20 protein-coding genes and 4 pseudogenes are annotated in these 20624 nt (G+C 62.7%); 12 read left to right on the top strand and 12 right to left on the bottom strand.

Annotated features, from left to right (window positions below; genetic code table 11):
- Window positions 1-3: 3 nt before the first annotated feature.
- Both DN412_RS19730 and DN412_RS19735 read right to left on the bottom strand, forming a co-directional pair.
- Window positions 4-261 (bottom strand): hypothetical protein, encoded by a 258-nt coding sequence (locus tag DN412_RS19730; protein ID WP_115213134.1) that lies wholly within the window; start codon window positions 259-261, stop codon window positions 4-6.
- A gap of 206 nt (window positions 262-467) precedes the next feature.
- A pseudogene (locus DN412_RS19735) lies at window positions 468-1209 on the bottom strand (tyrosine-type recombinase/integrase); the annotation flags it as partial.
- A gap of 358 nt (window positions 1210-1567) precedes the next feature.
- Here DN412_RS19735 and DN412_RS19745 point away from each other — a divergent pair.
- Window positions 1568-2113, top strand: a complete 546-nt coding sequence (locus DN412_RS19745) for a winged helix DNA-binding protein (protein ID WP_115213135.1) — start codon at window positions 1568-1570, stop codon at window positions 2111-2113.
- A gap of 31 nt (window positions 2114-2144) precedes the next feature.
- Here the strand turns inward: DN412_RS19745 and DN412_RS19750 are convergent, their stop codons facing one another.
- Genes DN412_RS19750 through DN412_RS19765 form a run of 4 tightly spaced genes read right to left on the bottom strand, consistent with a single transcriptional unit; the run spans window position 2145 to window position 7352 of the window.
- Window positions 2145-3566, bottom strand: a complete 1422-nt coding sequence (locus DN412_RS19750) for an amidase (RefSeq protein WP_115213136.1) — start codon at window positions 3564-3566, stop codon at window positions 2145-2147.
- Between the two features lie 31 nt (window positions 3567-3597).
- Complete coding sequence (locus tag DN412_RS19755; protein WP_115213137.1) at window positions 3598-4929, bottom strand: M20 family metallopeptidase; 1332 nt, start codon at window positions 4927-4929, stop codon at window positions 3598-3600.
- Between the two features lie 25 nt (window positions 4930-4954).
- Window positions 4955-5977, bottom strand: coding sequence for a ring-hydroxylating dioxygenase ferredoxin reductase family protein (locus DN412_RS19760; RefSeq protein WP_115213138.1), 1023 nt, complete (start codon window positions 5975-5977; stop codon window positions 4955-4957).
- A 25-nt stretch (window positions 5978-6002) separates the two neighbouring features.
- On the bottom strand, window positions 6003-7352 hold the full coding sequence (locus DN412_RS19765; RefSeq protein WP_115213139.1) for an aromatic ring-hydroxylating dioxygenase subunit alpha: 1350 nt from the start codon (window positions 7350-7352) through the stop codon (window positions 6003-6005).
- Window positions 7353-7489: 137 nt separating this feature from the next.
- Between DN412_RS19765 and DN412_RS19770 the strand changes: the two genes are divergently transcribed.
- From DN412_RS19770 to DN412_RS19800, 7 genes and pseudogenes are all read left to right on the top strand, one after another.
- Entirely contained in the window at window positions 7490-8680 is a 1191-nt protein-coding gene (locus tag DN412_RS19770; protein ID WP_244222703.1) for a porin, read from the top strand.
- A gap of 87 nt (window positions 8681-8767) precedes the next feature.
- Entirely contained in the window at window positions 8768-9889 is a 1122-nt protein-coding gene (locus DN412_RS19775; protein WP_208647623.1) for an alcohol dehydrogenase catalytic domain-containing protein, read from the top strand.
- Window positions 9890-9926: 37 nt separating this feature from the next.
- Entirely contained in the window at window positions 9927-10457 is a 531-nt protein-coding gene (locus DN412_RS19780) for a cupin domain-containing protein (protein ID WP_115213141.1), read from the top strand.
- Window positions 10458-10564: 107 nt separating this feature from the next.
- Complete coding sequence (locus tag DN412_RS19785) at window positions 10565-11074, top strand: bacteriohemerythrin (RefSeq protein WP_115213142.1); 510 nt, start codon at window positions 10565-10567, stop codon at window positions 11072-11074.
- A 2-nt stretch (window positions 11075-11076) separates the two neighbouring features.
- Window positions 11077-11182: pseudogene (gene mhpB, locus DN412_RS45860) on the top strand (3-carboxyethylcatechol 2,3-dioxygenase); the annotation flags it as partial.
- Between the two features lie 35 nt (window positions 11183-11217).
- Window positions 11218-11514: pseudogene (locus tag DN412_RS19795) on the top strand (alpha/beta fold hydrolase); the annotation flags it as partial.
- A gap of 165 nt (window positions 11515-11679) precedes the next feature.
- On the top strand, window positions 11680-12417 hold the full coding sequence (locus tag DN412_RS19800; RefSeq protein ID WP_244222704.1) for an SDR family NAD(P)-dependent oxidoreductase: 738 nt from the start codon (window positions 11680-11682) through the stop codon (window positions 12415-12417).
- Between the two features lie 21 nt (window positions 12418-12438).
- Here DN412_RS19800 and DN412_RS19805 read toward each other — a convergent pair whose 3' ends face one another.
- Entirely contained in the window at window positions 12439-12828 is a 390-nt protein-coding gene (locus tag DN412_RS19805) for a mercuric transporter MerT family protein (protein ID WP_115213144.1), read from the bottom strand.
- 89 nt (window positions 12829-12917) lie between these two features.
- Between DN412_RS19805 and DN412_RS43440 the strand changes: the two genes are divergently transcribed.
- From DN412_RS43440 to DN412_RS19815, 3 genes are all read left to right on the top strand, one after another.
- Window positions 12918-13064: a hypothetical protein gene (locus DN412_RS43440; protein WP_161564015.1), complete on the top strand. Its 147-nt coding sequence runs from the start codon at window positions 12918-12920 to the stop codon at window positions 13062-13064.
- A gap of 379 nt (window positions 13065-13443) precedes the next feature.
- Window positions 13444-14079 carry a YceI family protein gene (locus tag DN412_RS19810; RefSeq protein ID WP_115213145.1) on the top strand — a complete coding sequence of 212 codons (636 nt, stop codon included), beginning with the start codon at window positions 13444-13446 and terminating at the stop codon, window positions 14077-14079.
- A gap of 336 nt (window positions 14080-14415) precedes the next feature.
- Window positions 14416-14925 carry a hypothetical protein gene (locus DN412_RS19815; protein ID WP_115213146.1) on the top strand — a complete coding sequence of 170 codons (510 nt, stop codon included), beginning with the start codon at window positions 14416-14418 and terminating at the stop codon, window positions 14923-14925.
- A 223-nt stretch (window positions 14926-15148) separates the two neighbouring features.
- On the opposite strand, the gene DN412_RS19820 is transcribed toward DN412_RS19815, so the two are convergent.
- Entirely contained in the window at window positions 15149-16876 is a 1728-nt protein-coding gene (locus DN412_RS19820; RefSeq protein ID WP_115213147.1) for a galactose oxidase early set domain-containing protein, read from the bottom strand.
- 311 nt (window positions 16877-17187) lie between these two features.
- On the opposite strand from DN412_RS19820, the gene DN412_RS19825 reads away from it, so the two are divergent.
- A complete protein-coding gene (locus DN412_RS19825) occupies window positions 17188-17877 on the top strand; it encodes a hypothetical protein (protein ID WP_115213148.1) in 690 nt (229 codons plus the stop codon).
- A 111-nt stretch (window positions 17878-17988) separates the two neighbouring features.
- Here the strand turns inward: DN412_RS19825 and DN412_RS19830 are convergent, their stop codons facing one another.
- The 4 genes and pseudogenes from DN412_RS19830 to DN412_RS19845 form a co-directional block, all read right to left on the bottom strand.
- The gene (locus DN412_RS19830) at window positions 17989-18990 is read right to left on the bottom strand and encodes a Gfo/Idh/MocA family protein (RefSeq protein ID WP_161564016.1); all 1002 of its coding nucleotides are present in this window, start codon (window positions 18988-18990) and stop codon (window positions 17989-17991) included.
- 70 nt (window positions 18991-19060) lie between these two features.
- Window positions 19061-19360: pseudogene (locus tag DN412_RS19835) on the bottom strand (Dabb family protein); the annotation flags it as partial.
- Between the two features lie 43 nt (window positions 19361-19403).
- Window positions 19404-19706 (bottom strand): YciI family protein, encoded by a 303-nt coding sequence (locus DN412_RS19840; protein WP_115213150.1) that lies wholly within the window; start codon window positions 19704-19706, stop codon window positions 19404-19406.
- Window positions 19707-19711: 5 nt separating this feature from the next.
- The gene (locus tag DN412_RS19845) at window positions 19712-20608 is read right to left on the bottom strand and encodes an intradiol ring-cleavage dioxygenase (protein ID WP_115213151.1); all 897 of its coding nucleotides are present in this window, start codon (window positions 20606-20608) and stop codon (window positions 19712-19714) included.
- Window positions 20609-20624 lie beyond the last annotated feature (16 nt).

A 20624-nucleotide genomic window follows, 5' to 3' on the forward strand; every position in this document is an offset into this window, starting at 1 on the left:
CCGTTACTTCGGCACGGCGCGCACCAGGCTCTGGCCGAGGATGGTGGCCTCGGGAGGTACGACGAGGAAGTGATAATCCTGTGGGTTGAGCGCCGAAATCGGACATTCGAGCCGGGCGGCCAGATCGGCATTCGGCGACCAATTGCCATAGGCCACCTTGGTCGTCAGGTCCACCGAATCCACGCGCGCATAGACCGCGGTGTCCGGATAGAGTTCGGCGGTATCCGGTGGTTGCTGCGTCTCTTTTCTGTAGGTGGTCATCCTGGACCTCCGCTGTCTCCCATGCTGCCTGACAAGAGAATAGGCACCGATAAGACAGTCCCCAAAGTGAAAAATTCCGAGCGTGCATGTCAGCTCAGGTCTTCCAGTTGCAGGATGGCTGGCGTCACGGTCGGCTTCATTGGCGTCGCGTTGGTGGCCGGCATTAGCCGGAGCTTGTTGCCCTTGCCGGTCACCTCCAGCCATCAGCGCTCGCCCCCCTTGGTGTTGCGCCGGCAGAAGAACGCGCCCATGGTGGTGGCTGTCAGCTCGGAGGCGCGCAAGCCGCCCAGATAGAGCACCGTCAGCACCCAGCGGCAGCGCGCCGCGTGCAGGCGTTCCCGCGCCGTCTCGGTCGGCATTGCCGCGACGGTGTCTTTGACCGTCTCCCACAGGTCGTGGCTCAGATAGCGGGCGATGCGCGCCTGGGTGGGGGCGCGCCGGCGACGGGCGAGGGCGAGCGGGTTGCCGGCCAGGTAGCCCGCCTCGCTCAGCCAGGCGAACAGCGCGTTCAGGATCACTATCGCCTGGCGCACGCTGCCAGGCGATAGTGGCCCGGCGAACGGGCGCCAGTCCCGATGAATTGCGTGCGAGCTTTTTGTTGCCGGCCAGCACCCAGCGCGCGGCCGGGTGCGGATCGGCGAGGAAGCGCTCGTAGGCGAGCAGGTCCTCATGGGTCAGCGAGGACAAAGGCTTGCCCAGTTGGAGCACGGCCCACAGGATTAGCCGCTCGACCTCGCGGCGATAGGTGGCCAGCGTCGCCGTGCTGTCGGCATAGCGTGCCAGCCACACCGTCACGGCGGCCAGATCATCGCCCGCGGCGATTCGGGCGCCGACAGGCGGCGCGCGGTTGGTGCCGGCGGCGCCGGACAGCACTGGTGGCAGATGCAGGCGCTCGAGCGGCGTGGGAAGTGGGTCGGCCAGGCTCTGGAGGGCTTTGATGGTCGGCAGGACTTCGGTGCCAGAGTCCTCTGTGACAACCTACACGCCCTTTGCTGTTTCACCGCTGCGCAGCAGCACTGCGCGGGTGGGTTGGGTTGCGCCGGCGGCGGGCGAGGACGAGCGGCTTGCCGGCAAGTTGCCCGCCTCGGTGAGCCGCATTGAGGATGACCAGTGCCTGGTGTTCAGCATCAATTCACCTGGGTGTTCTCTATCAAACTCTATCAGGTGCAATGAAAGGCGGTCGGCACAATCCGCTGTCCGGCAGCCTGTCTGCTTCCAAGTACGCCTCAGCGTTGTGGGATAATCCAGTCTTGCTCTTCTGCCGCCTCCGCCAGGCGGCTCTGAAATCAATAGGCGCAGTCAACTCATGGAACCGAAATTTCAACGCGGGTGGCATCTCGCAAAAACCGACCTGGAGCAGAAGGCCACCGAGTTCGAGTGGGCCTTGATCCGGTTCCATGAATCGTTTTCCAGGTTCGTGCTGTCCACCGGGATGGTGACGATTGCCGCCGACGTGGATATCAAGTACGAGGAGCACGTCATTCTCCACGTCATCAGGATGCAGGACCGGCCAAAGAATAGTGCCACCATTGCGCGCCTGATGAACCGCGACGATATCCCGAATATTCAGTACAGCTTGCGCAAGCTGGAAGCAGCCGGTCTGATCGAAAAGCAGCGAGAAAAGAACAGCAAGACCTTTGCGTACACCGTCAGTGCGCTGGGAGTCAAGCTGACAGACGAGTATTACAAGGTCAGGGCCGAGATCCTGGTGAAACGGCTGGAAGAAATCAGCGAGGTGTCGGAGAAATTTGAAAGGGCATCACGCTTCCTTTCGCTGCTGACCGGCATCTATGAGGAAGCCGCGCGCGATTCGGCAACGATCACACCGTTGCGGGAAGACGGGCAGGATTGAGATCAGGCCGGCATTGCCCGGCCTGATCTCATCACGCAGCGTCAGCGCGCCTGACGCCAATCTCCGGATGGTAGCGGTGCCAGTCGGTGGCCTGCTGGAATGCCATGCCGGCACGGCACAGCAGCGCTTCCTCACTATGGCGCGCCACCAGCTGGAATGCGATCGGCATGCCGTCCGCCGTGAATCCACATGGCAGCGTGATCGCGGGATGCCCGGTGGAGTTGAACGGCGCCGTGAACTGGATCAGCCGGCTGTTCAGTTCCGGATCTTGCGCCAGCGCACCCAGCTGTTCATGCGTCGGTGCGGCGAAAGGCTGTACCGGGACGATCAGCAGATCGATGTCCTGCATCAGCTTGTTGACCTTGCCACGGAAGGCAGCACGGTTCAGCAAGGCTTGCTGATAGCGCATGCCGCTGGTATTGCGACCAATCTCGATCAGCCGGGTCAGCGCTGGCCCATATTCCGCCGACAGGCGCGGGAACGTCCCCGCATGCGCCACGGCGACTTCGACGCCGCAGTTGATTTCCCATTCGTCGACCACGGTGCGCACTGCGGGAAAGCGAACCTCCCGGACCTGCCCGTCAAGCGCCTTGAGCACGTCGATGGCCCGGTCGATGGCCTGGCTGATGACGTCATCCGTGCCATCGCTGTTCCATTGCACATCGACACCGATGCGCAGACCGCGCAGGTCGCTCCCCTCGGCAGGTAAATCGAGGTGCGAGGGTGGCAGCGAAGTCGGATCCAGTGGATCGTGGCCGGCAATGGTCCCTAGCATCAGCGCGGCATCGGCTGCGCTGCGTGCAATCGGACCCACATGATCAAGGCTCGCACCGAGCTCGAATACCCCGTGGCGGCTGACCCGGCCCCACGTCGGCTTGATGCCGGTCAGGCCATTGGCTGCCGCCGGGAAGCGGATCGAGCCGCCGGTGTCCGTGCCGATCGATGCGTAGCAAAGCCCGGCGGCCGTGGCGACACCGGAGCCGCTGGAAGAGGCGCCGGCCCAGTGGTTGGGGTGCCAGGGATTGACCGGCTCCGGTATGCTCGGGTGATGGGTGGCGAAGGCGCCTTCGGTCAGCTGCAGCTTGCCCAGCACGATGGCGCCGGCATCCCGCAGCTTGCGCACGACGGTGGCATCTTCCGTCGGGATAAAGTCCTTATGGATCGTGGTACCGGCGGCGGTTGGCGATCCTGCCTGCCAGCAGAGATCCTTGACCGCCACCGGCACGCCGTGCAGCGCGCCGAGCGGGCCGCCGCGCATCAGCGCCCGTTCGGCGTCGCGTGCCTGTTCCAGCGCCTGTTCAGGCAGGACCAGGGCGTAGCTGTGCAGCGCCGGATCGAGGTCGGAGATTCGTTCAAGGATGGCTTCGGTAACTTCTACAGGCGAGATGTCGCGCGCGCGGATCTTGCGTGCAAGCTCCGCGGCTTCCCAGTAGTGGAGGTCTGCGTTCGGCATAAGCAATGGGTCGGAAGTTTGTCGGGAGTCCTCAGCGCAAGCCGAGTTCCGCGCGTCCGCGCGTCAGCGTATCGATCACGGCGTACATGATCTTGCGCGCGCAAGGCAGCAGGTCCGGGACATAGGTGGCACCCATGCCGCCCAGGCCCTCGGCCACGCTTTCGGGCGAACCCTGCGCCGGCCATGGCCAGCCGATGCGTGCGGTTGGAATGCCGAAGCGGCGCAGGGCCGCGCCGTCGGTCTGTCCGCCAAGCAGTTCAGGGATGCCGTGAGGGCGCGCTTCGATATGTTCCCATCCGCGCCTGGCCGACTGGACGATCCAGTTGGAGGGCGAGGTGGTGCCGCCCGGAACGGAGCCGTACATCTCCCAGTCCAGATCCAGTTCCGGATGCCGGGCACGCAAGTCCGCAACGAACTGCGCGAACTGGGCTTTGACCTCGCCCGGGCTGGTGCGCGGATTGATGCGAACGTCGAAGAAGATCTCGGTGACCGCCGAAGGAAACGCCGGCCGCTCTGGCCAGCCGGCGCGCACGCCGGCGATCCAGCCGTGCGGCTTGACCACGCCGGAGGTATTGCGTTCCGCGTAGTCGACCAGCCATTGCTCCAGTTCCAGGATGACATGCGCGGCCGGCACCACCGAGCTGCGGAAGCCCGGCGTGCCGCGCGGAACGCCCGCATAGCCCAGCGTCCCCTTCACCCGCAGCTTGAACCAGCCCATTCCTGGCTCTTCGTGGTAGACCCAGTTCCACGGCTTCATGATGATGGCGAAGTCCGGCGCCACACCGCGGGACAGCAAGTGCGTGATGCCCCCTGACATGCCGGCATGGTCCCGGTCGGCGATATCGGCGGGCATGCCGCCGTCGGCCGTCGCCAGGATCAGGTCGCCGACCAGTGGCACGTCGGCCTCGATCAGCGCCGCCGCGACCTCCGTCAGCGTCGCCACCATGGCCTTCGGGTTGGACGAGCCGAGGCCATAGACCCAGTCTCCCACCGTTTTTGCGGCAGGCTGCAGGTCGACATGGTCGGCGGTGGTGCCTGTCCATGGCTGGTCACTGGCATCGCCTTCCAGATGTGTATCGATCGGTGCGTATAGCATCAGCGCGGCGCCGCCGCCGCTGCCGCGCTTTTCCCCGACGGCATTGCCCGTACCGGCATTCATCGGGCGGTATGCCGAGCTCAGGCCCACGCTGGACATATAGCCGGCCATGAACTGGTTGATGTCGCGCACAGCGCCGGTCGGGCTATGGATGTCCGTCAGGTTGGACAGAAGTTGCTGCAGGCGCCTGGCATCGATCCGGGCGCAGGCCTTTTCGTACCAGCCTTGCTGCTCTGGCGAAAAGGGAAGGGCAATGGTGGGCTCCACGATGGCTGTCTCCTGTGGTGATCCGCTAGTTCGACGGTGCAAACTGCTCGGCGTAAATGTTTTCCGGGCGGACCCCGATCTGGGCGAGGCGGCGCGTGGCCGCCTCGATCATCGCGGGGGGGCCGCACAGATAGGCGACGGTGTCGGCGTGCATGGCATCGTCTTCCCGGATGGCATCGACCGGGTTGCCGCTCAGCAAGTCTCCCGTCGCACCCCGGTCCACCGAGATTCGCGCCGACAGGCCGGGCAGCCATTGCTCGCGCAGCGCGATGTCATCCAGGCAGAACAGCGTATCCGGCGTGGCGCAGCCAAAGCTGAGCATCACAGGCGGCTTGCGGCCCGACGTGTTGCGGATGGTGTCGATCATGGACAGGATCGGCGCCAGGCCGGTCCCGCCCGCCACCATGATGTGCGGCGCCCGCACCTTCTCCCGCAGGAAGAAGCTGCCATAAGGACCTTCAAGCTCCAGCACGTCGTCGCGCGCGGCGCGATGTTCCAGATAGCCGGACATGACGCCGTCATGCAGCAGGCGGATCAGCAGTTCGATCTTCGGCAGCTCCGCAGCAGTGCTGGCAGGCGAATAGCTGCGCACGATGTCGGTGCCGGGAACGCGGACCTGAATGAACTGGCCCGGCTTGAAGTCGAAGGTCTCGCCTTCGGCCAGCTCCAGCGTGAGGCGCACGACATTGGGCGCGACCTTTTCGACACTGTCGACAAAGGCGTTGACCTTGACAGCACGCCCGGCGCCGGCATCGCTCTCGTAGTTCAGGTCGAAGGTACAGTCGGTTTCGGGCTCGATCAGGCACAGCAGGCGCTCGCCCGCCTCGTATTCGCTGCGCAGCAGCGTCGAGCTGGCGCCGGCGCGCATGCCCGCCTGGCCTTCGGCCAGCCGCGCCGTGCAACTTGAACAGCTGCCGGAGCGGCACTGGTGGATCAGCGGCACGCCGGCGGCGAGAGCGGCGTCAAGCACGCTCTCGCCGTGCGGCACGGCAACCGATCGGGTGGTTCCGTCGCGAAAACGCAGTGCGACGTTCTTGACAGTAGACATTCAGATACCTCGGTTGCCGCCTGGATTACTCGTCTGCTTCGATCTTCGTGACGAAGTACGCCGTGGCCTGCTTGCCTTCCGACGCCTTCTTCAGCCGCATGGCCGACGCCTTGACGGCGCCATCCACGCCGCGCCCCGGCTTGGCAATGCCACGGTTCCAGCGCGATGCCAGCTTGCGCCAGGTGATCGGGGAAATATCCGTTGCCATCAGCTGCTCGTTATCCCAGCCGGTGCCATCCGCGTAGAAGTCTTGCATCGCTTCGCGCGCATAGAGGTCGCAATCATTGAAACCGTGCAGGCACAGGGGCTTGTACAGATAGTCGAAGCGGTACTGGTAGTCCTTGCGCTCCTGCTCCGTGTTGCAGACCTTGACCAGGACTTCCCAGTATTCATAGGTGTCGTCGGTGATCGGCACATACCACTCGTACTGGACCACATGCTCTTCCGGCCAGTTCTCCACCATCAGGACGCCCGGCAGGACAACGGAGGTGCGATAAGGACGCGCGTTCAGGTTTTCCACCTTGAGGCCGACCTTCTCGTTTTCGAGGACAGGCTTCCACTTCTCGGTGAACAGCCACTGCACCAGCCCCTTGGGGCCGTTGTCGTCCTCGACCACGGCAATGCAGTCGTCGGCGGTCGGCACGATGCCCAGCGGCAGCACCCAGTCCTTGGCGTGGATGATGGCGTTGTCCTTGTGGACCAGGATGTGCGCATTGTCGAAGCCGTTCTCGCAGGCGATGCGCCAGTTGGCATAGCCGGTACGGTGCATGCCGTGGGCGACGACGTTCTCGTCGAGCAGGCTCGGCGCCGACGGCCACAGCGGGTGCGGGAATTTCTCGCTGTTCTCGGGGAAGCGGAACGGCAGGTCATGCGACAGCGGCGGCACGTCTTCGTCCGGGTAATCGTCCTCGCGCACGAAAACAAAGATCATGCCGGCGACTTCCTGCACCGGGTAGGTGGTGAGGCCGGTGGTGCCGATCAGCTTGTCATCGGGGTTGCCGGCGATGGTCGACAGGTTGCCGCTCTCCAGGTCGAAGGTAAAGCCGTGGTACCAGCAGCTGATGGTGTCCTTGGTGAGGCACATCGGCTTGGCCGAGAGACGGACGCCGCGGTGAACGCACTGGTCCTTGAGGGCAAAGATCTTGCCGTCCACGCGGCGCAGCACGATCGGAATGCCGCAGATCTGGATGCCCTCCACACCGTCCTCCGGGAGTTCCTTGCTGAACAGGGCCGGGTACCAGTGGTTGATAAACCCCCAGGCCGCGTCCTTGTAGGGTTGGTACTGGCTCTGCACCTTGGCGTCGTTGACGCGTGCGTTGCTGATCTCGTTTTTTGTCTCGCTGCTGCGCCGGCGGATGACGGGCTTGTCGCTCATCTTCAGGTTCTCCTCGATATGGGCTTGGTGGGCTGCAACCCTGGTCGTGTGCCAAGGGCGCGATCGAAGATTACCGAAATCTCGAATTGACTGTCAATCGAAGTTCAATCAAACTTCGATTCACAATGGATCGATAAATGATTGATTGTGTAGAGATAGACGCTCAAAAGCGGTGGATTGGCGCGCGCCAAGGGTTAACCCTGATCGAATACGCCAGACACTGCCTTCCAAATCAAGAAACGGGGAGACATCCAATGAGGAGACTGAAGGCGATTGCCGCCTGCAGCGTTGGCCTGGTGGGCGCGGCGCATGCAGAGGGCAGCGTGCAGGCATACGGCATCGTCAATACCGGTGTGATGTATGTGTCCAACCAGGGCGGGAGCAGCAACCTGGTTGCGGATCCGGGAACCCAGGCGCCAACGCTGTTCGGCTTCAGGGGCACGGAAGCGCTTGGCGGCGGCCTGCAGGCCGTGTTCAAACTGCAGGGCCAGTTTTCCATGAAGAACGGCCAGTCCATCGGGAACCTGTTCGGGCACGAAAGCTATGTCGGCTTGCGTGACGACAAGCTCGGGACGCTCACGCTCGGGAATCAGATCGACTTCATGTTCTATTCGCTGGCGCTCGATCACTGGGGCTCGGCGTTTCCGTTCATCAACTGCATCAGCCTTCGGCAGGGGCCGTTCTCCGGCCTGGGCGTGCCCAACACGCCGGGCGGCTCCTTCGACTTTGACCGGGTGGCGGGCCTTGCCATGCCGAACTCGGTCAAATACCAGAGCCCGGACTTCGGCGGCCTGTCGGTCGGTGCGCAATACAGTCTTGGCGGGCAGCCCGGTTCGTTTGGGAACAGCAGTGGCCAGAGTGCCGGCGTGAATTACCACGTCGGCAACCTGCGGCTGAACGGTGCCTACACGTACGTCAAATATCCGCAGTTGAATGCCGGCAACGATGGCATCAGGAACTTCGGATTAGGCGCCTCCTACGTGATCGGGCCCGCGGTGGCCGCGCTGATGTACACCAATACGGAAAACACGGCGACCGGCGCACGGGTTGCGGTCTATGAGGGCGATGTGACCTGGGCTTTTTCCCCCGCCTGGCACCTGAATGCCGCCTACCAGTACATGAAAGGCAATGACACGCTGGACCGGCAGAGCGCCATGCAGGGAACACTGACCCTGCTTTATTCGTTCTCGAAGCGCACCAGCGTCTACACCGATCTCGTCTATCAGAAGGCATCGGGAGCGGGGAAGGCCTGGATCAGCCTGGCCCCAGGACCTTCGTCCGGCGCCACGCAGGTGGCGGCCAATATTGGCGTGCTGCATGCGTTCTGACCGGTCAAATTTTTTTGACTGCATCAGTCGACAATCAATTGATATTCAACTGATAAACATTTGGATAACGTTGGAGGAGATGAACGAATGAAGGACCCTCATCAGTCCACCATCCAGGCCGCGCGTGTCCATGAACCGGGTGGCCGGTTCCGGCTCGACACGATTGCACGCCCAATCTTGCTGCGACCCACCGATGTGCTGATCGACGTGAAGGCGGCGGGCCTGGTGCCCAACCTCCGCAACGTGATGAGCAACTACGGCGAACGCGCCTACCTGACCGTACCGGACCTGCCCGCGATCTACGGCCTGGATACCGCCGGCGTCGTGGCGGAAGTGGGCAGCCAGGTAACCGGCGTGGTCCCCGGCGACCGCGTCTATATCAACCCGGGGCGCTCGTGCGGTTCCTGCCATGCGTGCCGGACCGGCGAGCCGATCAATTGCACGGCCTACACCTTCCAGGGCTATTTCGGCTTCGGGCCGGAGTCGAAGCGGATGTACCAGCAGTATCCATATGGCGGCTTCAGTGAATTCGCCACCGCGCCTGCGGATGGCTTGGTCAAGCTGCCCGACGCGATCACCTTCGAACAGGCCGCGCGTTTCGGCTACCTGGGTACGGCGTACTCCGGCCTGCGCAAGGCCGGCGTTGCGGCAGGCCGCACGGTATTGATCAGCGGCGCTACCGGCACGCTCGGGCTCGGCGCCGTGCAGATCGCGCGGGCCATGGGTGCTACCCGGATCCTGTGCGTGGCGCGCAATGTCGACTTGCTGGAACGCGTCCGCGCGCTGGACCCGCAGCGTATTCGCATCCTTTCCTATGGCACGCAACCGCTCGCCGACTGGGTTCGCGCCGAGACGGACGGCATTGGCGCCGATGCCTTTGTCGATGCCATTGGCCCCGGCGCCTCGCACCAGATCACGCTGGACGGTATTGCGGGCCTCCGGCGTGGCGGCCGCATGGTGGAAATCGGGGCGATGTCAGACCCGTTGCCCGTCAACCTGCACCAACTGATGTGCGCGCAGGTCAGCCTGGTCGGATCACTCTGGTTCTCGGTGGCCGAAGGCCAGGAACTCGCCGCTATGGCTGCGGCAGGCACGCTTGACCTCACGGTCTTCGAGCACCAGCGCTTCGGCCTGCACCAGGTCAACGAAGCCCTCTCCACCGCCGAGAAGCGCGCGGGCGGGTTTGTCAACGTGGTTGTCGTGCAATGAACCGGCAACCGATCTTCAACGGATTCAGGAGCAAGCAATGGTAAGACGCATCGTCACCGGCGAGCGCGACGGCCGTTCCGTGATTGTCTCGGACGGCCCCGTATCCACGACGCACGACTATGCCGCGGTCCCCGGCTTCCAGACCACGCTGGCGTGGGCCACGCAGGCCGTGCCGTCGCTGCCGCAGGACGGCACCGATCCGGTCGCGACGGTCAGGTCGGTCACGCCCGACCCGCACGGAACGCGCCTGATCGTCGTGCAGTTCCCGCCCGACAGCGTGATGGCATCGCCGCAGTTCGATCCCGTGGCGGCAGGCGAGGAATATGCGCGCCACCTGCCCGGGCTGGCAGAAGCCTTCGAGCCGGATGGCTCCGGCATGCACAAGACCCGGTCGGTCGACTACGACATCATCGTTTCGGGTGAGCTCTGGCTGGAAGTGGATGGCGGGGAAACCCGTCACCTCAAGGCGGGCGATATCGTCATCCAGAACGGCACGCGGCACGCCTGGCGCAACCGCAGCGAGCAGCCAGCCGTCATGGTGGCGGTGCTGGTTGGGGCCGACAGGTAAAGAGGTAAAGGCTGAAGCAGCTCACGTTGGGATCGGTGGCGCCAGTGCCACCGATCCCAAGCCGCGGCATATCGGTGCCGCTGGCGAGCTTGCCGGGAGGGTTTGCAATGAAAGATACATCGGATATCGGCACGCCGCCGCCCACCGCGGACGAGTGCCTGGAACTCGCATGGACGGATGCCATGCTGGTGGGCCATGGGCCGATCGACGCGGAGCACCAGGAGTTCGTTGAGGTGGTGAACGCACTGGCCAACTGCTCGGCGGACACGGCGGCAGCGTGCCTGCAGGACCTGGAGGCGCACGTGCATTCGCATTTCGCCGTCGAGAAGGCGTGGATGGAGAAGACGGATTTCCCAGCCGCCGATTGCCATATCGACGAGCACGAGCGTGTCATCGACGCCGTGCAGAAAGTCAACGCCAAGCTGCTGCTCGGCGAACTCGGGCTGCAGGACATCAGGCGGCTGGCCAAGGCGTTGGCGGACTGGTTTCCCGCGCACGCAGCCTATATGGATTCGGCGTTGTCCGCCTGGGTCAACAAGAAGACCTACGGTGGTGCACCGGTCGTGCTCCGGCGCGATCTCCACGCAGACCAGCGTCACGCCGAGGCAGGAGCCTAAGCATGCCACTTCACCTTGAATGCCTCTCGCACACCCCGCTGCACGGGTTATTTCGACCCTGCGCCGGAGATTCTTGCTGAAGTCGAGCGTGCGCAGGCCGCCGCCCGGATCGGGCTGACCTCGCTCGCGGTCCAGCGCCAGCTCGGGCCCGCCTGGACAATATGCTGGCGCGGCGCGATCACCTCGAGAACTTCGTCAAGAGCCTGGTAGCGAATCCCAGGCAGTTCAACGACTACGGTGCGCGTCTGGGCGAGATTGCCGCGCCAACGCTTGTCGTCTGGGGCCGGGACGACCGCTTCGTGCCGATGGATGTGGGCCTGCGCCTGCTCGCCGGTATTCCGGATGCGCGGATGCATATCTTCAACCGGTGCGGGCATTGGGCGCAATGGGAGCATGCCGAGGCATTCAACCGGATGGTGGTTGATTTCCTCGCCCATTGAAGCCTCCTGCGGCGTGGGGAGGGCGCAAGTTTGTGGTGGCCCCGAAGACTCGGACCTGGCCGTCGACCGTTAGCCGTGATGAAGCCGCCGGCCTGGTCCTTGTCGTATGTGTGAATCAATGCAGACTGGCAGCAGTTGGTTTGTCAATAGGAGGCGAACATGCTAATGAAGGGAAAGATCGGCCTGGTGACCGGCGGTGGCTCAGGCATGGGGCGGGCGGCTGCGCTGGCGCTGGCGCGTGAAGGCGCGCATGTCGTGCTGGCAGGACGCTCCGAAGAAAAGCTCGCCGCCGTACGCGACGAGATCCTCAGGAACGCGGGACAGGTTGAGATCAGGATCACCGACGCATCGCGTCGCGAAGACAATGAACAGCTCGTAGCGTTTATCGAATCCCGCTTCGGGCGATTGGACTTCGCCTTCAACAACGCCGGTGGCCATGCCGATTTCAAGCCCATCGACCAGACTTCGGTAGATGAATCGGAGTGGGTGATCGACCTGAACTTCAAGGGCGTTTACTACGGCGTCAAATACCAGGTCGAAGCGATGCTACGCCACGGCGGCGGCGCCATCGTCAACAACGCTTCGATTTTCGGGCTACGCGGAATGAATGGAATCGCCCATTACGTGGCGAGCAAGCACGCGGTTGTCGGCCTCACAAAGGCTGTCGCAAAGGAGTATGCCGGCCAGGGTATCCGCATCAACGCGGTGTGCCCAGGTGCGACGCAGACGCCAAACTACATGCGCTCGACCAATGGCGATGTGCATCTGCTTGACGACATGATTCCGATGCAGCGGATCGGTCAGCCGGAGGAAGTCGCCGAAGCCGTTTTGTGGCTGCTCTCGGACAAGGCAGCCTATGTCACGGGTGCAACCTTGTCGGTGGATGGCGGCATGACTAGCTGAGCTTGTCGCGTGCTGTAGCAATCACCACCTTGGTAGGATGAAGCCTTGTGAGACCTGTTTGCCTCCACACCGCTCTGGGGCGAGCCACGGCCCGGCCAGCAACGCGAGCAGTAGCGCGGCGACGATCCAGAACAGAAGTCGCTGCCGCCTAATCGTGTGCGGATTGCCGCAGGGCGTGCCGGATGCGCACATCTGTGGTGCCACGCCGAGCTTGCGGAAGGCCTGCGCGAGGAACAGTAGCGTCAGCCCGACAAAGAAGGGCCGATGCGGCTCCATCGTTGTCAGAATGCTGACCCATGAGCCGCCAATACCGAGCGCGAGCAGCACGAGCGGGCCCACGCAGCATACAGATGCGCCGATGGCGGCCAGCACGCTTGCAATCAGCGAGCCTTTTCCCGGGAGTTTTTCCACGCCCGTCTCCTTGAACCTGTTTGCCCAAGGGTTACTCTAAATTCCGTACTTATAAGTACGGAATCAAGGGGGAATGGATGGCGGCAGGCATGAGCATTGGCAAGCTAGGCTTCGACCACGAGACCTGCGGCGACACGCCCTTGCCACCGCAGGATTTGGTCGCCGCCAATGCCATCGTGCGCATACGAACCGGCTCGCCCGCAGGTCTGCCGGCAAGATTGGCGCAAGTGGCTTAAGTGCCGGGCCTGTTCTTACGGTAGCACTTTCTGCGCACGCATCCAGCCTCCTGGGCTCTGGTGCAAATTACTGGCGCGATTGAAAAACGGCGTATTCGCCGCTACATCGTCCTGCTGAAAGGACTGCCTTCCAAACAGCAGGCGCAGCGGCATCTTCGAGGCGCAGCTTTGTGAGGTTGAACCGACCTTTTCGAATGCGATGCCAACTAGTCGATGTCTCTCAGCGTACTCATTGCTGGCTCGTGCTTGTCAAAAACAAGAACGTAACCCGCCGGCCCCTCTGATTTGCACCAGAGCCCTGAGCGGCGCGCAATGGAATAAATCATGGCCGCCAGGCGTTTAGTCAAATGGACCATCGTTTTTCTGCCGAGGAGGGGTCGTGCGCGATTCGCCACACCGGTTCCTGGCCACTCGCGGACACGCGATTGCCAAACTTGTGCTCGCCATTTTCGCATCGATAACGGGTGCCGTCTGCCAGGCCCAGCCAGCCGAAGCGGACGGGTGGCCAGATCAGTACGTGCTGGAGCCACAACGCTCGAGCGTCACGTTCGACGTCGACGCCTTTTCGGACTCGCATATCAAGATGCGTTTTCACCGCATGCATGCGCAGCTTGAAGGGACGCAGGCCGGCCTTGACTCAGGCCGCGTGACGGTGACGATCGATGCCTCAAGCGTTGAGGCGCACCCGCGCTTTCTGTCCCTGATCATCCGGGGCGGCGGCATGCTCGATGTGGCCCGCTATCCGGAGATCCGCTTTGTCAGTACCCGCTTTGTACGGACCGGGGAAGGCAGTGGGTGGCTTTTCGGCAACCTTACTATCCACGGTACTACGCGCCCGGTCAGACTTCTCGTGACACCCGGCGGCGCCATCGGAAGCCCGCGGCGCGACGGCACGCTTGCCTTCTCCGCGGCCGGGGAAGTCAGCCGCCGGGAGTTTGGGCTGTCAGCATGGTTCCCTATTGTGGGCGATGCCGTGCACATGAATATCCAGGTGGAGTTCGTGCATGGACCTTGACGGGCTGAGCAGTACCAGGGGTTTGTTCACCAATGCAACACAGGAGAACTGTATGTCGACCCGAATTGTTGCGGCGTTGCTTGCCGCGCTCCTTCTTGCGGCTTGTGGTGGAGGCGAGGACGATTCCGGCACCACTGCCGGGTCGGGGGCGGGCATGACGGGCGGCGCCTCGTCGGGAAGCGCTCCCGGATCCCAGCCTACGCCAGGCACCGGGGGCGGCGGTGGTGGCGCAGGCGCCGGCGGGGCAGGGTCCGGGTCCGGAATGTAGCCGGTGGATCATGCTTGGATCGAATGCCAGCCGACAGAAACTGCACCTTTCGGTATTGGAGGATGGTCATGCAATATCGTTTCGCCATGTGGCTGGCCAGCAGCGCGGTTGCGCTGGCTGCCTGTGCGTCCCTGCAACCGCTCCAGACTGCACAGAAAATGATCGGCAGTCCGGCAAGCTCCGTGCGTGAGACCTTTGGCGCGCCCACGGAGACCTATCAGTTTGCCAACGGCACCAGCCGCTGGATCTATTCGCACCAGCCTCTGGGGTATGACGTATATGCCGCAGATTTTGACGCGAACGGAAAGCTGGTCAGCTTCCGTCAGATGTTGACCGAGAAGGAGATCTACGAGGCAAAGCCGGGCGTCTGGACCAAGCGCGACGTGGCCGAGCGCTTCGGCCTGCCGCGCGAGCCTGTCCAGTACTACGCGCTTATGAAGCGCGAGGCTTGGTCGTACCGGCTCTATGCGAGTGGCTATCAGCCGGCTCACTTCAGTGCCTACTTTGATGACCGGGGGGTACTGGATCGCACAATGATCATCGTTGATCCGCGTGGAGGCGACCGGCGGGCCAAGTAAGGGGATCGTACTTTCCGTGTAAAAAATGGCGGTAGCAGGGCTCGCGGCCGCCTCTGGCAAGGCTTATCGCCGCAATGAGTCTCGCGGATCTGTGTGTATGTAAGTCCTTTCGGCCGATGACATCCTCGCCAGCATCAGGCGATTTTGTATACGAATTTCTGACTCAGGACACTAGATGTGCGCGGCGGCCGGCTCGGGCAGCCGCCGCGCCCGCCCGCCGACATCAAGAAATATGAACAAATGTTGCGACAGACGGTACCCCAAGGGAGTCGACAATAAAAAGCATATAGTAACCTGGTGGCACCAATGAACTGGATTTGGGTAGGGTAACCCTCAGACCTTTGGGGCCATTTTTTTTATATTGCAATTTGATGAAGCGCTGATGCATGTCATTACCATGCGTTACAGCACCGGGGGCAACTAACGCGACGCTGGCAATATTGGAGGTGCTCGTCGTGACGGAGAATGTTTGTCCCAGGCTTAATGTACTCGGTACGTTGGTGATATTTGGACGAGTGCCGTAGAACAAGTATGGAGGAGAATAAATTTGTGCCTGGTGCGTGCTGGCTGCCGAGGGATCATTGTCATCCTGGGACAGCAAGACCGTAGCGTCAGGCAAGAGAATGGCACTCGAGTGGTACGCAGCCTGTATTGTATTTGGACTCATCTGTACCCAGCTGCCGGTTGGATCATTGGCTGGCTTGTTGTAGCGCTCGCTTTCGAAGAGCGGTGCGTCATAGCTCGAAGTCAGGCTATTCCCGCCTACCGTGAACAGCGTGCCATCCGGCAAAATAACCGTATTAGCGTTATGCCGAGCCTGCAGCCATTGCGGATACTGCCTCCAGCCTGCGTCGGGATTGGCGACATCAAACCATTCGTTATTGGCGATTACCGTGCTGCCCTCAGCGCCACCCGCAATCATGAATACTTGCCCTATGGGCGTCACAGAGGCATCGGTATAAAGAATACCGTTTCCCAAGCCATAATGTGAGCTAAGCATGTTTGGGATGTTGCTCCATGACCAGGTACCCGGCGTCAGCAGCGCGGTATTGGTTGAGCCGGGGCCAGCTTGCAGCATTTGACCGGACAATATCAGCTGCTGGTAGGGATAGAGGCCCGCCGGATCGTGAAAAGAAATAGTGCTAATGGAGCCGACTCCATCCATACTCGCCGCAGGCGTGAACAACTCTACAACCGTCGTAATATCCCCGGCACCGGTTTGGTCGAAACCGCTGGTGACTACGGCGCTGTTGTCGGCGAGCTGAGTGACAGTCGGATACCATCGGCCTGTTGCCATATTTGGCTGCGCGGTCCAGGTCTCCGTAACAGGATTGAAAGTATAGTTACTAAGTGACCCTTGGAAACCGTCCTGCCCCGGTGCCGCATTCGGGTCTGGATATCGTAAATTACCACCGGCAACGTACACCCTGCCGTCGCTTAATATCGTCTGTCCGCCACACCAGATGTTCTCCGGCGGCGTAATGGAGTGTCCTGTTCTGGTAACAGGATCCCAAATGTAGGCGACACCCGTATTACTTGCGTTCGGGTTCAGGTACTGCGTCGGCTCATACGACCAAAACAAAACCTTGCCGTTATTTAGTAACACCGAGGTAATTCCTACCACAGGGATTACGAAAGGTGCGCTCCACTGGCCAGTCGAATTGCCCGGCTGGGCTCTGGCGGCGGCAAGCACCTGGGCATCCGGCGTGGCCACCGTTTCCAGGCCCTTTGCCACTCTGCACTTATAGGCACGTGCCTTGGCATGAGCCTCGGCGTGGCTCGGGCCTAACAGAGCGGTTTCTCGCTGCTTCAGCCTGGCTTCCGCTGCTGCGCTTGAGCAGGCGTCATTATCAGAGTTGATGCTTGGTGTCGCGCCAATGGGCGGAGCGACCAATGACGCACCAAGGATCGTTGCCCACAGATTTTTCCGCAAATTCGTTAGTTGATACATCTATACCACCTCCACGGTGACGGCCTTGCTATCGATGTCTTTTGCCGGGTCGCAGCCTCATCTACCATTCCGACGCTGGCCTTCGTGGAAGGACTGCAGACTGGCGACGGTAGGACACTCCGCAATGATCCTTATGCCCCCGCCTTTTTTTCTTGATTGCTAGATATTTATATTTATAGGCGGGCAAGCCAATACTCGGGCACCATCCTTTTGGCCGGAGGGCCGAACGCAGCGCCTGGGAGTGGCCAAAAACGGGGGGCAAATCCGTCAGGAAAGGGGTCTATGGTGTACTGAGACTACCGGAGACCGCCATGCGCATCTCGATCCAAGCCTGTATTGAGCGGGCGGGCGAACAGCCCTCTAAGGTGATTGAAGTTGCGGTCATCGAGCGCAATGCCGATGTCGCTCCGGCCTCAGGACTGGGCCTGTTCATTCGCGAGTCACAAGAGATCCTGCGACAGCCTCAGACTGTGGTCTTGACCGAGCAGGTGGACCAGTTCATCCGGATTACCGGTCGCTGTCAACTGTGCGGGGGCAGGCTTGGCATCAAGGACACAAAATCCTTGGTCTATCGCACCGCATTTGGCAAGGCGAGGCTGCGAAGCCCGCGCTTTTACTCTTACTGCAGCGCATGCGGTTGCTGCTCAAGTACCGCATCACTATCCGGAGTTCATGCGTACCGACGTGCGCCAGACCATCGTTTCGCAGGCCTTGGGCGACGGGCCTCCGCCCCACCTGAGCATTGGGATCCTGTCGTCCACCACATCGGTCTGAGCCTGTTGCCTGGGTTGGAAAACCCCGAGCGAGTCGGCGCGCTGCTCATAGACCACATGGCGCTGGCGCTCCATTCGCACTTGCTGCACAGCTGTGGCTCACTACGGTCCGGTATTGGCCGGCGCTACGCTCGCGCCCTGGCAGGTGCGCCGGCTCAAGGAGTTGCTTCGTTCGCGCCTGGATGGCCGCGTCACCAGAGCGCGGGACGAAACGGGAACTCTCCCTGAAATGCGGGCGGTGGCGGCGCGGGCCGACATTCGCGCGGAGTAGGGACTGCAGGGACAAAAGGGAGCCACCCGGCGCCAAGGCCGGGCAGCTTCCTGCGTACGATGCGCCGTTCAGTGCAGCAGCACGGTTTCCCCACCGCGTTCGCACGATTGCACGATCGCCTCGAACAACTGGATGTTGCCGACCAGCTCGGCAGCGGTGAATGGGTAGGACCGCGTGCCCGCGACCGCATCCGCCCACGCCTCGAAATTGACCAGCACCGCGTCGGTCGCCTCGAAAACGCGCTCCGTGCGTGGCAGGCTTGTGCCGCTGCAATGGATCAGGCGCGTCGGCAGGCCCTGGTCGACATTGCCCTCCGATACGATCTCCACCCAACCCTGGTCCCCGAACACCGCAATGCGTCCATGGAACGGCGTGACCGAGAGAAAGCTGATGGTGGCCCGCGCGCCGGACCCGAAAGCCAGCGTGGCGGTGGTAAAGTCGCGTACCGGCGCCGGCATGACGAGCGATTCCGAACGTGCCTGCACGCCGCGCGCCGGGCCGGCCAATGCCACGAATATGTCCGTGACGTGAATGCCGACCGCCGTCAGCATGCCAGCCGGCGCATGCTTTGCGTCGAGGCGCCAGTTCGACGGATCGAGCTTGCGGAACAGGTCGTGGCTGACGTTGGCCTCCAAATGGAGCAGCCGGCCGAGCGCGCCGGCACGCACCATGCGCATCAGTTCGGCGATGGCCGGCTCGAAACGGCGCTCGTGCCCGACACCGAGCACCTTGCCGCTGCGCGCGGCCGCATTGACCATGCGCTGTGCGCCTGCCGCCGTCATGGCGAGCGGCTTCTCGCAAAACACGTGCTTGCCGGCCTCGAACGCGGACAGCGCCTGCTGTTCATGGACGGCGTGCGGCGTGGCCAGGATCACCGCATCGATGTCGCTGCGACCGAGTGCTTCGGCCAGGTCGGCCACCAGCTCCACGCCGGCGTCGCGGGCAAATGCCGTGCCTTCTTCCGTGACAACCGGGTCAACGGCGACCACGACATTCAGCTTCTCGCTGGTCGCCAGCGATTGGATGATCTGCTTGCCCCACCACCCGAGGCCTGCTACGGCAACGTTCACGATCTGTCTCCTCGCTGTCTTGATTTTTGATGGGCAGGATCGTGGACTCACTCCGCCTGCACGGACCGGCGCTGTAGTCGACCTGATGCCGGGCAATGCGCAGGTCGCCAAGCTCGCGCTTGACGCGCAGGTGCTCCGGGTGGCTCGTGTACGCCTCCAGCGCATGATGCGAATCGAATTCCGTGTACAGCACCACGTCGCAGGCATAGTCGACCCGACTGGAATCCACGCCGATTTCCAGATGGCGCATGCCCGGGATCCGGCCACGCAGGCTCTCGAAAGCGGCCTTGAGCTGCGCGATGGCATCGCGCTTCTCATGCTCGGTTTCCCCGCGCAGGTTCCACATCACGATATGTTTGACGACTTCCAAGATCGACTCCCTGGCTGATGGAAGGTTTGGGGCGCCGCGCGGCTCAGACGGCGGGAAAGCCGGTCTTCTGCGGCCACATATTGTTGAAGGCGAGGACGCTGCTGGTGGCATAGATGCCAGCGCGCGTGAACGGCTCGCCGGACAGCCACTCGCTCGCTGCCGCGAGCGACGGGAAGTCGATCACCAGCAGGCTGCCGACCATGGTCTCGCCGTCTTCGGCAAGCAACGGGCCGGCAAAGGCAATCTGGTCCTTGACCGCGCCCAGGTAGAGCTTGTGTTCGGGGCGGACCTGCAGGCGCAGTTCGCCGACACCGGGCTTGTCGATGAGGTGAAACGCATAGAGCATGGAAATTATCTCGCTGTGTGATGGGTATTTGCCGTTGCCGGCGCAGCCGGGTTGAGCACGAAGTCGTAGTCGAGCGTATAAAAGGGCACGGCAGTCTCGCCGCCGTCGGGCGTGCTGCCCGCCTCATGACGGACCCAGTCCGCCACCAGCGATGAACGCACGCCGAACACCGCATCCGAATCGAGGTAGTCGCTGCCGTTGCGGAACACATGCGTGACCAGCGTCTCGTAGCCCGGGGCCGATATCATGAAATGCAGGTGGGCCGGGCGCCACGGGTGCCGCCCCATGGCGTCGAGCATGCGGCCGACCGGGCCGTCGTGCGGGATCGGGTAACACTCGGCCACGATGGACTTGAAGCGGAAGTTGCCGGCGCCATCGGCGGTCAGCGTGCCGCGGCCTTGTGCGTGGGCGCGCTCGGGGTTCTGCACGTCGTAGAAGCCTTCGGCATCCGCCTGCCAGACCTCGATCTTCGCGCCCGGCACGGCCTCGCCGGTGATGCTGCGAACCTGGCCGCTGACATAGCATGGCTCGCCGTGCATGCCGTTGCCCACGTCGTCGCCGAGTTCATACTCAGGTGCATCGTCCACATAGAACGGGCCGAACACCGTGGCCTCGGTACAGCCGCGCGGTTTGCGGTGGTTCTGCGCGGTCACCAGCGTGGACAGGCCAAGCGTGTCCGACAGCAGGATGAACTCCTGCCGGCTGGGGTTGCAGGTGTGGCCCACCTCGGTCAGGAACTGGATGCCCGCCGCCCATTCTTCCTCGGTCAGCTTGACGTCCCGCGCAAAGGCGTGCAGGTGCTGGATCAGGCTCGTCATGACCTCCTTTAGGCGCCGGTCCTTCATATCGGCATTGCGTGCCAGCACCGCCTGGGTGATGGTTTCTTCGTCGAGATTGCGCATCGTGTTGACTCCTGGG

Source organism: Cupriavidus lacunae, assembly GCF_003353055.1.
GTDB classification, from domain to species: Bacteria; Pseudomonadota; Gammaproteobacteria; order Burkholderiales; family Burkholderiaceae; genus Cupriavidus; species Cupriavidus lacunae.